This window comes from Streptomyces sp. NPDC001933 (genome assembly GCF_042890955.1).
Taxonomy (GTDB): Bacteria; Actinomycetota; Actinomycetes; order Streptomycetales; family Streptomycetaceae; genus Streptomyces.
Genome location: NZ_JBIASS010000012.1, coordinates 278,417 through 290,623, shown reverse-complemented (window position 1 = coordinate 290,623; position 12,207 = coordinate 278,417). Strand labels below are relative to the sequence as shown.

Annotated in this window: 13 protein-coding genes; 10 read left to right on the top strand and 3 right to left on the bottom strand. The window is 71.9% G+C overall.

All coding sequences use genetic code 11. The annotated features are described in order from the left end of the window. The first annotated feature begins 25 nt into the window (after positions 1 to 25). From ACFYY7_RS28050 to der, 6 genes are all read left to right on the top strand, one after another. Positions 26 to 454, top strand: coding sequence for a YidB family protein (locus ACFYY7_RS28050; protein WP_388665572.1), 429 nt, complete (start codon positions 26 to 28; stop codon positions 452 to 454). A 185-nt stretch (positions 455 to 639) separates the two neighbouring features. Next, positions 640 to 1,002, top strand: a complete 363-nt coding sequence (gene aroH / locus ACFYY7_RS28045) for a chorismate mutase (RefSeq protein WP_266736258.1) — start codon at positions 640 to 642, stop codon at positions 1,000 to 1,002. Beyond that, positions 999 to 2,084 carry a prephenate dehydrogenase gene (locus ACFYY7_RS28040; protein ID WP_266736257.1) on the top strand — a complete coding sequence of 362 codons (1,086 nt, stop codon included), beginning with the start codon at positions 999 to 1,001 and terminating at the stop codon, positions 2,082 to 2,084. Before aroH ends, ACFYY7_RS28040 begins: the two co-directional genes overlap by 4 nt. A 128-nt stretch (positions 2,085 to 2,212) precedes the next feature. Next, complete coding sequence (cmk, locus tag ACFYY7_RS28035; protein ID WP_356080789.1) at positions 2,213 to 2,914, top strand: (d)CMP kinase; 702 nt, start codon at positions 2,213 to 2,215, stop codon at positions 2,912 to 2,914. Further along, positions 2,911 to 3,567, top strand: coding sequence for a lysophospholipid acyltransferase family protein (locus ACFYY7_RS28030; protein ID WP_388665569.1), 657 nt, complete (start codon positions 2,911 to 2,913; stop codon positions 3,565 to 3,567). The genes cmk and ACFYY7_RS28030 overlap by 4 nt, the downstream gene beginning before the upstream one ends. Before the next feature lie 67 nt (positions 3,568 to 3,634). Beyond that, entirely contained in the window at positions 3,635 to 5,104 is a 1,470-nt protein-coding gene (der, locus tag ACFYY7_RS28025) for a ribosome biogenesis GTPase Der (RefSeq protein WP_072484253.1), read from the top strand. 91 nt (positions 5,105 to 5,195) lie between these two features. Here der and ACFYY7_RS28020 read toward each other — a convergent pair whose 3' ends face one another. Together ACFYY7_RS28020 and ACFYY7_RS28015 are read right to left on the bottom strand one after the other, a co-directional pair. Continuing rightward, entirely contained in the window at positions 5,196 to 5,531 is a 336-nt protein-coding gene (locus tag ACFYY7_RS28020) for a hypothetical protein (protein WP_388665567.1), read from the bottom strand. Positions 5,532 to 5,668: 137 nt separating this feature from the next. Continuing rightward, complete coding sequence (locus ACFYY7_RS28015) at positions 5,669 to 6,469, bottom strand: hypothetical protein (RefSeq protein WP_388665565.1); 801 nt, start codon at positions 6,467 to 6,469, stop codon at positions 5,669 to 5,671. 366 nt (positions 6,470 to 6,835) lie between these two features. Here ACFYY7_RS28015 and ACFYY7_RS28010 point away from each other — a divergent pair, with 366 nt between their 5' ends. The 4 genes from ACFYY7_RS28010 to ACFYY7_RS27995 all read left to right on the top strand — a co-directional run bounded on the left by ACFYY7_RS28010 (position 6,836) and on the right by ACFYY7_RS27995 (position 10,600). Continuing rightward, positions 6,836 to 8,119, top strand: coding sequence for a glycosyltransferase (locus ACFYY7_RS28010; protein ID WP_388665563.1), 1,284 nt, complete (start codon positions 6,836 to 6,838; stop codon positions 8,117 to 8,119). Further along, positions 8,116 to 8,955 carry a transferase gene (locus tag ACFYY7_RS28005; protein WP_388665561.1) on the top strand — a complete coding sequence of 280 codons (840 nt, stop codon included), beginning with the start codon at positions 8,116 to 8,118 and terminating at the stop codon, positions 8,953 to 8,955. The genes ACFYY7_RS28010 and ACFYY7_RS28005 overlap by 4 nt, the downstream gene beginning before the upstream one ends. A gap of 58 nt (positions 8,956 to 9,013) precedes the next feature. Beyond that, entirely contained in the window at positions 9,014 to 9,973 is a 960-nt protein-coding gene (locus ACFYY7_RS28000) for a helix-turn-helix transcriptional regulator (RefSeq protein WP_388665559.1), read from the top strand. A 411-nt stretch (positions 9,974 to 10,384) separates the two neighbouring features. Then, positions 10,385 to 10,600 carry an I78 family peptidase inhibitor gene (locus ACFYY7_RS27995; protein WP_388665557.1) on the top strand — a complete coding sequence of 72 codons (216 nt, stop codon included), beginning with the start codon at positions 10,385 to 10,387 and terminating at the stop codon, positions 10,598 to 10,600. Between the two features lie 114 nt (positions 10,601 to 10,714). Here ACFYY7_RS27995 and ACFYY7_RS27990 read toward each other — a convergent pair whose 3' ends face one another. Next, positions 10,715 to 11,722, bottom strand: a complete 1,008-nt coding sequence (locus ACFYY7_RS27990) for a phosphatase PAP2 family protein (RefSeq protein ID WP_388665555.1) — start codon at positions 11,720 to 11,722, stop codon at positions 10,715 to 10,717. Between the last annotated feature and the right edge of the window lie 485 nt (positions 11,723 to 12,207).

Sequence of the window (12,207 nt, the reverse complement as noted above, 5' to 3'; positions counted from 1 at the left end):
TCATCCCCTCTGGAGAGGAAGAACCATGGCAGGAAACGATCTCGGCAGCCTGCTCGGCGGCTTGCTGGGCGGCAGCGACCGGAGCGGCGGCGCGGGGAACATACTCGGCGCGCTGCTGGGCGCGCTCGGCGACGGCCAGGGCGGCCGGAGCGGTGCGGGCGGCGGCGGCGCGCTCGAAGGGCTGATCGCGATGCTCACCAGGTCCGGCCTGGTCGACCAGGCGCAGTCCTGGGTCGGCACCGGGGAGAACCAGGCGGTCAGCGGCGCCCAGATCGCCCAGGCGCTGCCGGACGAGACCCTGCGGAAGGTCGCCCAGGAGGCCGGGGTCAGCACGGAACAGGCGGCCGACCAGATCGCCCGGTCGCTGCCGACCGCGGTCGACAGACTGACCCCGTCGGGGGAGGTGCCGGAGGGCCGCTCGATCGAGGACCTGGTCCGCGAGCAGCAGCTCTGACGGAGCCGGTGGTTCCGACGGCACCTGCGGCGCGGGGCCTGTCCGGTGGATCGGTGCCGGGCAGGTCCCGGGCCGCAGCCGCGTGCCCGCCCCGTCTCACGGACAGAGCACCCCGGACCGCCCACCCCGCCACCCCTCTAGGCTGATCGTGCAGAGATCGAGCACGAAGAACCGAGGAGCACGACGTGGCGGTACGAGCGGTCCGCGGAGCCGTCCAGCTGGAGCGGGACGAGGCCGGGCACATGGACGAGCAGGTCGGCGCCCTGCTGACCGCCGTTCTCGAACGCAACAGCCTCGTCGCGGACGACCTGATCAGCATCTGGTTCACGGCCACCCCGGACCTGCACAGCGACTTCCCGGCCGCCGCCGCACGCGGGCTCGGTATCGTCGACGTACCGCTGATCTGCGCCCAGGAGCTGGACATCGTGGGCGCCATGCCCCGTGTGGTGCGTGTCCTCGCGCACGTCGAGACCTACCTTCCCAAGTCCGAGATCGCCCACGTGTACCTCGGTGCCACCGCCGCACTCCGCAAGGACATCGCCCAGTGAGAACCGCCGTCGTCATCGGAACGGGCCTCGTCGGCACGTCCGCAGCCCTCGCCCTCGCCGGGCGCGGCATCCGGGTCCACCTCGTCGACCACGACCCCCAGTCGGCCCGTACCGCCGCCGCGCTGGGCGCCGGTACGGACGAGGCGCCCGAGGAGCGGGTGGACCTGGCGATCATCGCGGTGCCGCCCGCCCACGTGGCCACGGTCCTGGCCACCGCCCTGCGGGACGGCATCGCCCGCGGCTACCTGGACGTCGCCAGCGTGAAGGGCGGCCCGCGCCGCGAGCTGGAGGCACTCGGCCTCGACCTCACGCCGTACATCGGTACGCACCCCATGGCCGGCAAGGAGCGGTCGGGCCCCCTCGCCGCCACCGCGGACCTGTTCGAGGGCCGGCCCTGGGTCCTCACCCCGACCCGTGACACCGACACCGAGGTCCTCAACCTCGCCCTGGAGCTGGTCGCGCTCTGCCGGGCCGTCCCGGTCGTCATGGACGCCGACGCGCACGACCGGGCCGTCGCCCTGGTCTCCCACACCCCGCAGCTGATCTCGTCGATGGTCGCCGCCCGCCTGGAGGAGGCCGACGAGACCGCCGTACGACTCTGCGGCCAGGGCATCAGGGACGTCACCCGGATCGCCGCCTCCGACCCCCGGATGTGGGTGGAGATCCTCTCCGCCAACCCCGGCCCGGTCGCCGACGTGCTGGCCGGGGTGGCCGCCGACCTGGACGAGACGGTACGGGCGCTGCGCGGCCTGGAGTCCGGTGACGACGACAAACGCCGCGAGGGCACCGAGGGCATCGAGGACGTCCTGCGCCGCGGCAACGCCGGCCGGGTCAGGGTTCCCGGCAAGCACGGGACCGCCCCCACCGCGTACGAGATGGTGTCCGTGCTGATCAGCGACCGGCCGGGCGAACTGGCCAGGATCTTCGCCGACGCCGGACGGGCCGGGGTCAACGTCGAGGACGTGCGCATCGAGCACGCCACCGGGCAGCAGGCCGGTCTGGTCCAGCTGATGGTCGAGCCGAGCGCGGTCCCCGCACTGAGCGCGGCACTGCGCGAGCGCGGCTGGTCGATACGGCAGTAGGGCAGGGGCGCGGCGGGACCGGGAGGCAGTTGTCCACAGGGGTGCGGAGGCCGGCCCCGACACTCGGTAACCTTGTGCGGGGCGGGTTCGCGCACGCCCCCGTCCCGCCCACCCCGTGTACCAGGAAGGTGTCCACCACCGTGGAAACCCGTACGGCCCCGGCCGCAGTGATCGTCGCCATCGACGGGCCCTCCGGCACCGGCAAGTCGAGCACGTCCAAGGCCGTCGCCGCGCAGCTCGGCCTGAGCTACCTGGACACCGGCGCCCAGTACCGGGCGATCACCTGGTGGATGCTGAACAACGGCATCGACGTCCAGGACGCGATGGAGGTGGCGACCGCGGCCGCCAAGCCGGTCATCGTCTCCGGCACGGACCCGGCCGCCCCGACGATCACCGTCGACGGCGAGGACGCCTCGGGCCCGATCCGCACCCAGGAGGTCACCTCCAGGGTCAGCGCCGTCAGCGCCGTCCCCGAGGTGCGCACCCGGATCACCGAGCTGCAGCGCACCATCGCCGCCGCGGCCGAGCGGGGCATAGTCGTCGAGGGCCGCGACATCGGCACCACGGTGCTGCCCGACGCCGACCTGAAGATCTTCCTCACCGCCTCCCCGGAGGCCCGCGCCGCCCGGCGCAGCGGCGAGGTCAAGGGCTCCGACCTCGCCGCCACCAAGGAAGCGCTGATCAAGCGGGACGCGGCCGACTCCGGCCGCAAGACCTCCCCGCTCGCCAAGGCGGACGACGCCGTCGAGGTGGACACCACCGAGCTGACCCTTCAGCAGGTCATCGAGTGTGTCGTCACCCTCGTCGAGGAGAAGCGGGCCACGAAGTGACCCAGGCCACGGGCCGCCCCTCGCCGCGCGGAGCGACGGTCGGGCGCGGGATCGGCATCGGGCTGATGTACGGGCTGTGGAAGCCCCGCGTCCTCGGCGCGTGGCGGGTCCCCGCCTCCGGACCAGTCATACTCGCGGTGAACCACTCGCACAACATCGACGGTCCGATGCTGATGGGCACCGCGCCCCGGCCCGTCCACTTCCTGATCAAGAAGGAGGCGTTCGTCGGCCCGCTCGACCCGTTCCTGCGTGGAATCGGTCAGCTGAAGGTGGACCGTACGACCGTCGACCGCACCGCCATCACCCACGCCCTCGGCGTGCTGGACGAGGGCGGGGCGCTCGGGATCTTTCCCGAGGGCACCAGGGGCGAGGGCGACTTCGCCTCCCTGCGTGCCGGGCTCGCGTACTTCGCGGTACGCAGCGGGGCGCCGATCGTGCCCGTGGCCGTCCTGGGAAGCACCGAGCGCCGCGGACGGTTGATATCGGCACTGCCGCCGTTGCGCAGCCGGGTGGACGTCGTCTTCGGCGACGCCTTCGAGGCGGGCGACGGAAGCGGTCGGCGTACGCGCAAGGCGCTGGACGAGGCGACGGTACGGATCCAGGCGCGGCTGACCGCCCACCTGGACGAGGCCAGGCGTTTCACCGGGCGCTAGGTAAGACTTGAGTAGTGGGCCTCGCAGTCGTGGCCCATCGATGATGATGCAAAGAGGAACGGACTTCATGAACGACCAGATTCACTCCGACGGCTCGGACCACGAGCACGGAGCGCTTGGCGACGCCGAGTACGCGGAGTTCATGGAGCTCGCCGCGGAGGAGGGCTTCGACCTCGAAGAGGTCGAGGGCGCCATCGACGAGGCCGGTCACGGACCGCTGCCCGTGCTCGCCGTCGTCGGCCGCCCCAACGTCGGCAAGTCGACGCTGGTGAACCGGATCATCGGCCGCCGCGAGGCCGTCGTCGAGGACAAGCCCGGCGTCACCCGCGACCGCGTCACCTACGAGGCCGAGTGGGCGGGCCGCCGCTTCAAGGTCGTCGACACCGGCGGCTGGGAGCAGGACGTGCTGGGCATCGACGCCTCCGTCGCCGCCCAGGCCGAGTACGCCATCGAGGCGTCCGACGCGGTCGTCTTCGTGGTCGACTCGACGGTCGGCGCGACCGACACCGACGAGGCCGTCGTCAAGCTGCTGCGCCGGGCCGGCAAGCCCGTAGTGCTCTGCGCCAACAAGGTCGACGGACAGAGCGGCGAGGCGGACGCCACCGCCCTGTGGTCGCTGGGTCTCGGCGAGCCGCACCCCGTCTCCTCGCTGCACGGCCGCGGCACCGGCGACCTGCTCGACGCCGTACTCGAAGCGCTTCCCGAGGCACCGGCGCAGCGCTTCGGCACCGCGATCGGCGGCCCGCGCCGGATCGCGCTCATCGGCCGTCCGAACGTCGGCAAGTCCTCGCTGCTGAACAAGGTCGCCAACGAGGACCGCGTCGTCGTCAACGAGCTGGCCGGCACCACCCGTGACCCGGTCGACGAGCTGATCGAGCTCGGCGGCATCACCTGGAAGTTCATCGACACGGCCGGTATCCGCCGCCGCGTCCACCTCCAGGAGGGCGCGGACTACTACGCCTCGCTGCGTACCGCCGCCGCCGTGGAGAAGGCCGAGGTCGCCGTCGTCCTGATCGACGCGGGCGAGTCCATCAGCGTCCAGGACCAGCGCATCATCACCATGGCAGTGGAGGCCGGGCGCGCCCTGGTCATCGCGTACAACAAGTGGGACAAGCTCGACGAGGAGCGCCGCTACTACCTGGAGCGGGAGATCGAGACGGAGCTCGCGCAGATCGCGTGGGCCCCTCGGGTCAACGTCTCGGCCGTCACCGGCCGGCACATGGAGAAGCTCGTCCCGGCCATCGAGACCGCCCTCGCCAGCTGGGAGACCCGCGTCCCCACCGGCCGGCTGAACGCCTTCCTCGGTGAGATCGTCGCCTCCCACCCGCACCCCGTCCGCGGCGGCAAGCAGCCCCGGATCCTCTTCGGCACCCAGGCCGGCACCAAGCCGCCGCGCTTCGTGCTGTTCGCCTCGGGCTTCCTGGAGCACGGCTACCGGCGGTTCGTCGAGCGCCGGCTGCGCGAGGAGTTCGGCTTCGAGGGCACCCCGATCCACATCTCGGTGCGGGTCCGCGAGAAGCGCGGCCGCAACAAGTAGCACGCACGGACGCACGAAGGAGCCCCGGGCCGTCTCGGACGAGAGACGGCCCGGGGCTCCTTCGTGCGGTCGGGTGCCCGCGAACGTGACGTCAGGCGCCCCGCGAACCCGGGGGCAGGGCCGCCGGCTGGGTGCGCCCGGAGTGCCGGCCCACCCGGTGCCAGGAACCGAGGCCGCCGGAGCCGGCACCGGTGCCGTGTCCCGTGGCACCGCCCGCCACGGCGAGACCGGTGGAGAAACCGGCGGAGTGGCCGCTCAGCGGCAGGCGGCTGCCGAAGAGACTTGTGCCGAAGGCAATGAAGCCGAGATTCTCCTCGCCGCTCCGGTCACCCGGCAGCGCCCGGAACGAACGGCGGTACTCGGAGTACAGCGCGTCGTAGATCGGGGTGTGGGACTCACCGCCCGATGGCTCCTGCGAGGGCCGCATGGCAGGGATCGGGCTCGGGCGCTGGTGGGAGGAGTCGTATGAGTGCACGTATGTGCCAACGACACCGGTGTCGGTCGGATGCGGGCGCGGCGGAGAAATAGCTGTTCGCCGTCGGTGCGAGAAGCCTGCGGCCACGATCAGGTACCGGCCAGCGGCATCGCGGCGGCGACCAGGAGCCCGTTGGCCGCGGCCTTGTCCAGGGCGTCGCGCAGCAGATCCTCGCGGGGCTGCTGGCCGATCGACCCGGCCGGGGCGGCGAAGACGAGGACGGTCTGCGACTTGTTGGCCGCGGTCCGCCAGCCCTCGGTGACCTGGAGCGGCGCGTGCGCCTGCCACCAGGCGACCGGTGCGCCCCCGCCGGTGCCCGGCTGGAGCACGGCGTGCAGCTGGCCCATGGCGAGCAGGACCGACCAGCCGTGCAGCACGGCGGGCACCTGGTCCATCCGGTGGACCGGGTGGAAGCCCTGCTCCAGCAGCAGCTGGAGGAATTCGTCGCCCCGGCTGCCGTCCGTGCCCGGCCGGGCGATCGCGCCGGCCGGCTCGACGACGAGGGCCGGGTGGAGCTCGTCGTCGATCAGGACGAGGCCGCTGGTGATGCCGAGGACGGCCTGTTCGGTGAGGGCGTCCTGCGGCCGGCCCGCGCCGGCGCTCTCCGGGCCCTCGCCGCCGGTGATGCTGCGTACGGCGCCCTGGAGCTGCTCCTCGGCGACCTGGACGACCTGGGAGGGGATGCACGTCGCGTGGGCGAAGGCGAGGACAGCGGTCTCGTCGCCGACGAAGAGCACCGTGCTGGTGCGCTCCTGCTCGGAGTCTCCGGGGGTGCGGCAGGAAGTGCAGTCGTAACTGCCCGGGGCGTTGTCGCCGACAAGCAGCCGGTCGGCTTCGGCGTCGCCGATCTCGGCGCGTACGTCCTCGCTGACGTCGAGCATGCGCGGCACGGGTGGCTCCTCGAACTCGGTACGTGCGCCGGGCGGTTCCCGGCTCATGGATATGACAACGGGCGAGCCGCGGCCGGGGTCACGCGAGAAAGGGAACGTAATCGAACCAACCGGCCCGGAGAGTGAATCCCGGGGCCCAGGAGTGCACTTGGGGACCGTTCGCGCCGGTCCGACGGTTCGGGGTGTGGTCGACTCGGCGATGCGACGGTGCACCGCATACAGCAACAAAGCGGCAAAACGACAGATCGGACGAGTTCACGGCTGACCGAAACTCGCCCCTGCTCGGAGTGAACCGTCGACAGCGCTGTGCCGTCATGGCAAGTGCAGCCTGCCGCTGATCAGCCGAACCGGGAGATATGGCGTTTCATGCACATTTCTTTCCTGCTCCACAACGCGTATGGAGTCGGGGGCACGATCCGCACGACGTTCAATCTCGCCGGGGAGCTGGCCGGGCACCATGACGTGGAGATCGTGTCGGTCTTCCGGCACCGTGACGTTCCCGCGCTGGGTGCCCCCGAAGGGGTGCGCATGAGCCACCTCGTCGATCTGCGGAAGAAGAGCCCGACGTACGACGGCGACGCCGCCGAATACGCCCGCCCCGCGACCGTGTTCCCGCGCGGCGACAGCAGGTACCGCCAGTACAGCAGGCTGTCCGACGCACGGGTGGCGGACCATCTGCGCTCCCTGGAGGCGGACGTGGTGGTCGGCACCCGGCCGGGGCTCAATGTGCACATCAGCAGGCAGGCCCGCCGGGGACCGGTACGGATCGGGCAGGAGCACCTCACCCTCGACAGCCACGGCTACCGGCTCCGCCGCGAGATCGCGCACCGCTACCCTCTGCTCGACGCGATCACCACCGTCACCGAGGCCGACGCCCACGCCTACCGGACCGGGTTCAAACTGCCCGGCGTACGGATCGAGGCCATCGCCAACAGCGTGCCCGAACCGGCGGTCCCGCCCGCCGATGGCGACCACAAGTGGGTGATCGCCGCGGGCCGGCTGCACAAGGTCAAGCGGTACGACCTGCTCGTCCGGGCGTTCGCCGACGTGGTCGCGGTCCGCCCGGACTGGCGGCTGCGCATCTACGGCGGCGGCGACGCGACCGGGAACGAACGAGCGGCGCTGCTCGCGCTCGTCGCGGAACTCGGCCTGCACAACCACGTGTTCCTGATGGGGCCCGTCAACCCGCTGGAGGCCGAGTGGCCCAAGGGATCGATCGCCGCGGTCACTTCGGACCGCGAGTCCTTCGGCATGACCATCGTCGAGGCGATGCGCTGCGGCCTGCCGGTCGTCGCCACCGACTGCCCGCACGGCCCCCGCGAGATCATCGACGACGGCATCGACGGACGGCTGGTGCCCGTCGGTGACACGGCGGCCGTGGCCGACGCGCTGCTCGGTCTGATCGGCGACGACGAGGCACGGCACCGCGCGGGGCGCGCCGCACTGACCGCGTCGCAGCGGTTCGACCCGTCAAGGATCGCCGAACGCCATGAACGGCTCTTCACCGAACTCGCCTCGCGGGGCCCGCGCGACCGCTCGCACGGCGCGCTGAGCACCACACTGCACCGCGCCCGGGGCACCGTGCTGGACGGGGCGTACGCCCTGCGCTACAAGGCAGCCGCCGTGATCCGCAAGGGGAAGACCGCATGACCGACTCCGCAGCGCGAAGGACACCGCGGGCCGACTGCACCGCGGGACCCGGCGGCGGGATCACCTTCGATCTCGACCTCGGCCGCAGCGAGGACGGGGAGGCACCCGAACTGCTGCTCCGGCTGCGCGGCGCCAAGGGCGCGGGCGGCGACGGCGACACCGTACGGCTGCCGCTGAGCCCGCTGCGCGACGGACGGCTGCGCGCGGTGCTGCCGGGGGCCGTGGAACCCGCCGAGGGGCGCTGGGACGTCTACCTGCGGGAGCCCGGCGCGGACGACGACGTGGCCGTCGAGCCCGGCGTCCGGGACCTGCGGCTGCTCGTCGACCACGCGCCGGACAGCGGGCGGATCGCGGTCCGGATCCCGTACCCGACCCTCGACGGCCGGCTCGCCGTGCGCTGCTGGCTGCGCGCACCGCATGCCGAGGCCGGACCGGTGACGTTCGACGGGCACGGAATGACGGTCGAGGGCACGCTGTACGGGACCGGCCTCGGCGCCGATGCCCGCGTCGAGGCGCGACAGCCCGGCGCCGACGGCCGGGTCCTGCGGGTGCCGGTCACCGGCCAGGAGGGCGCCTTCGCCTTCACGCTCCCCCTGGACCGGCTGGCCGACGGGCCCGTCACCGCACCGCAGCTGTGGACGCTCTGGCTGGTCCCCGGGACGGCGGGGGACGGACCGGCCGGCGTACGGATCTCCCGCATCCTCGACGACGTCTGGGACCGCAAGAAGATCTTCGTCTACCCGGGCCGCGACGCCGGCGAGGGCGGCCGGGCCACGCCCTGCTACTCCACCGACAACGACCTCTGCGTACGGCTCGAACCGCAACCGGCGCCCTGAGGACCCCGCCGGGGGTTGCGGACCCGGACTGTCCGCAACCCCTGGCAGACTCGCCGCCATGTTGGAGACCTCGGCACGACTGCTGCGACTGCTCTCACTGCTCCAGGCGCACCGCGACTGGTCCGGCGCCGATCTCGCCGACCGCCTCGGGGTCACCCCGCGCACCGTCCGGCGCGACGTCGACAAGCTGCGCGAACTGGGCTACCCGGTCAACGCCAGCCCCGGCACCGGCGGCGGGTACCAGCTCGGTGCCGGGGCCCAGCTGCCGCCGCTGCTCCTGGACGACGAGGAGGCCGTCGCCGTCGCCGTCGGGCTGCGCACCGCGGCGGGCAACGGCGTCGAGGGCATCGGCGAGACCTCCGTACGCGCCCTGACCAAGCTCGAACAGGTGCTGCCGGACCGGCTCAGGCGCCGGGTGAACGCGCTGAACACCTTCACCGTGCCGCTGCTCCGCGGGCCCGGCGCTTCGGTCGCCGACGCGGGCGTCCTGACCGAGCTCGCCGGGGCCTGCCGGGACGCCGAGCGGCTGCGCTTCGAGTACCGGGACCACTCCGGTTCCGTCTCGCGGCGGACCGTCGAACCGCACCGGCTGGTGTGCACCGAGCGCCGTTGGTACCTCGTCGCCTGGGACCTGGACCGCGCGGACTGGCGTACGTTCCGGGCGGACCGGATCACCCCCACGCCGCCGCACGGCCCGAGGTTCGTGCCGCGCGAGGCGCCCGCCGAGGACCTGGCCGCCTATGTCTCGAACGGGATCTCCACGGCCGTGTACCCGACACGGGCGGTGATCCGGCTGAAGGTGGGGATGGAGCGGGCGGCCGAGCGGATCTCGCCCTCGGCCGGGGTGCTGGAGGCGGTCGACGCGGACACCTGTCTGCTGCGCGCCGGGGCGGCCACGACGGACGTGATGGTCATCCACGTGATGATGACGGGGTTCGACTTCGAGGTCGTCGAACCACCGGAGCTGAAGGATGCGATCAGGGTGGCCAGGGACCGGCTGACCAGGGCATTGGACTGAGCGCCGGCTGCGGCAACGCCATACGGACGACCGGGTCCGCCCGCTATACCGGTGGCGGTCGGAGGCCGTCCCGCACTGCGGCGTGAATATTGTGACCAGAGGATAAGGCTGCCATAAGGAAGCGTGAATTCCTGGCGACATGCTCATTTACGCACGTTATTCGGGACGGAAATTACACCCCCTCGATACGGGATATTCCGCTCCGATTCCGGGCCTTCCGAATGATCGTTCTCCAGGTTGTGTGATTACTGTGTGTCCGGTCCCGGGCCGCCGGTCCGGGTGGCGTGATTCATGCTGTGCGCGTGTCGTGATCCTGTGACACAAGTGTGACCGGCGGGGAACGTGAGGATGCCCCGCGACGGCGGGCGCCCCGGCTTCCGCCGCCGCCCGCGGCCGCCTACGGTGAGGGGCATGGCACCCATACCGACCCCTTCCACCCAGCCCGACGACGCGCCCGGCGAGTACGTCGGCCTAGCTGCCGAAGCCGCCGAACGGCGGGCCCGCAGCCGTGGCTGGAGCACCGTCAGATCCCTGCCGCCGGGCGCGATCATCACCATGGAGTTCCGGAGCGGACGGATCAACTTCGAGGTCGACGGAGCCCGCGTCACCCGCTGCTGGGTGGGCTGAGGCCCCCTGCGGCCAGGGACCCCGGGCCCGGATACAGGAGAAGGCCCCGACGTCCGTCGGGGCCTTCGGTCATGTCCGGGGAGCGGTTGTGCGTACCGGCTCCCTCGCCGGGTCTCAGCCGCCGGCCACCGGGCGGGCCGGGCTCGTGCCGCCGCGAGGTGTGCGGTCGGTGTGCGGTGGGCGCCGGCTGCCGGCCGGGGTGACCGGGGTCCGCTCCGAGCGCACCGCATGCGCCGGATGTGAGGCGTGCGCGCGTGAGCGGGTGCCCGTGGCCGCCGCGGCGACCGGCTCCAGCGCCGGGCTCCGGGCCGGGACGTCGCCGCCGTCCGGCTGCGGCAGCCGGACGGTCCGGGGGCCTCCGGCCGCGACGGGCACGGAGGGCACGGGACGGCCGAATCCCCGCAGGTTCTCGCGCTGGGCGAAGATCCAGGCCTCGGCCCGGGTGATCAGCGGCTCGGCCCAGGGCAGGCCCAGCATGATCAGCAGCCCCGCGGCCCAGCCCAGCAGGACATCGCTGAGCCAGTGCGTACCGAGATAGACGGTGGTGAGGCCGACGCCCAGCGAGACGATCGCCGACACGGCCGACAGATAGCGCCGGGCTCGGGGGGTGGTGGCCAGATAGGCAAGGATTCCCCAGGTCACAACCGCGTTGGCGGTGTGGCCGGAGGGGAATATATCGCCGCCCGCGAAGAGCTCGGCGGAGCCGATCTGGGTCGCGTAGTGCGGGCCGAGACGGCCCAGGCCGATCTTGACCGCGCCGACCGTGACGTTGAGCAGCAGCAGCGCCACGCCCAGCGTGATCAGGGGGCGCAGCGTGTGCTGCCGCCAGGAGCGCCAGCCGAGCCAGCAGGCGACCATGGTGGCGGTGGGGCCACGCTGGCCGAGCACGATGTAGTAGTCGAGGAAGGCATGGATTTCCGGCCACTGCTGATACGGCCGGAAGAGCATGACCTTCCAGTCCAGGGTCACCAGCCAGGACGAGGCAAGCACGGCAATGACGATGGCGAGATAGAACGCCAACGTCCCGCCGAAGAGCGCGATGCGGTGACGGCTCATCCGCGGTGGCTCTATCTTCGGCGGCTCCGGCTCCCGGTCCAGCCGGGCAAAGATGTCGGTACGCACCCAATCGACGTTACAGCGAGTTAGTGAGCGACCAGGTCGTTCCGGTCTCTTTGTGATGACGATGTGATGTGGACTATGTCTCAGTGCGGTCTTAATTCCTGATCCGGGTAAGCGTCTCGACAGGCCTTCGCGCTATTGATTTCGCACGCATTTCGGAAGGGTGTTTGGGCGTGGACAGAAAAGCGCAGGAGGTGCCGGTATGAATTTATCCGCGCCCGGAAGGTGGTGGAACGGACCGTGCCGGTCCGGTCACCGGCCGCTCTCGGCGCGGGCCCGGCGGGTGCTCCGAGGAGGCCACCGAGTACCGTCCCGTTCCGGGTGAGCCGGGTGTCCTCGCAGGTCCGGACGGCGGGGCGGGGTGGCGTACGCCACACCCCGCGGCTCGACCGGGTATGAGGTCGGCCACGTGGGAGGGCTCCGAACTCGCGTACGCTGACGCCCACTCGCCCGTCGATGCCGGGCCATGAGGAGCGGCGAACCGCCGC

Coding starts and splice junctions, on each gene's coding strand:
- ACFYY7_RS28050 (WP_388665572.1), top strand. CDS start 26: ATGGCAGGAAACGATCTCGGCAGCCTGCTCGGCGGCTTGCTGGGCGGC.
- der (WP_072484253.1), top strand. CDS start 3,635: ATGAACGACCAGATTCACTCCGACGGCTCGGACCACGAGCACGGAGCG.
- ACFYY7_RS28020 (WP_388665567.1), bottom strand. CDS start 5,531: ATGCGGCCCTCGCAGGAGCCATCGGGCGGTGAGTCCCACACCCCGATC.
- ACFYY7_RS28010 (WP_388665563.1), top strand. CDS start 6,836: ATGCACATTTCTTTCCTGCTCCACAACGCGTATGGAGTCGGGGGCACG.
- ACFYY7_RS28005 (WP_388665561.1), top strand. CDS start 8,116: ATGACCGACTCCGCAGCGCGAAGGACACCGCGGGCCGACTGCACCGCG.
- ACFYY7_RS28000 (WP_388665559.1), top strand. CDS start 9,014: ATGTTGGAGACCTCGGCACGACTGCTGCGACTGCTCTCACTGCTCCAG.
- ACFYY7_RS27995 (WP_388665557.1), top strand. CDS start 10,385: ATGGCACCCATACCGACCCCTTCCACCCAGCCCGACGACGCGCCCGGC.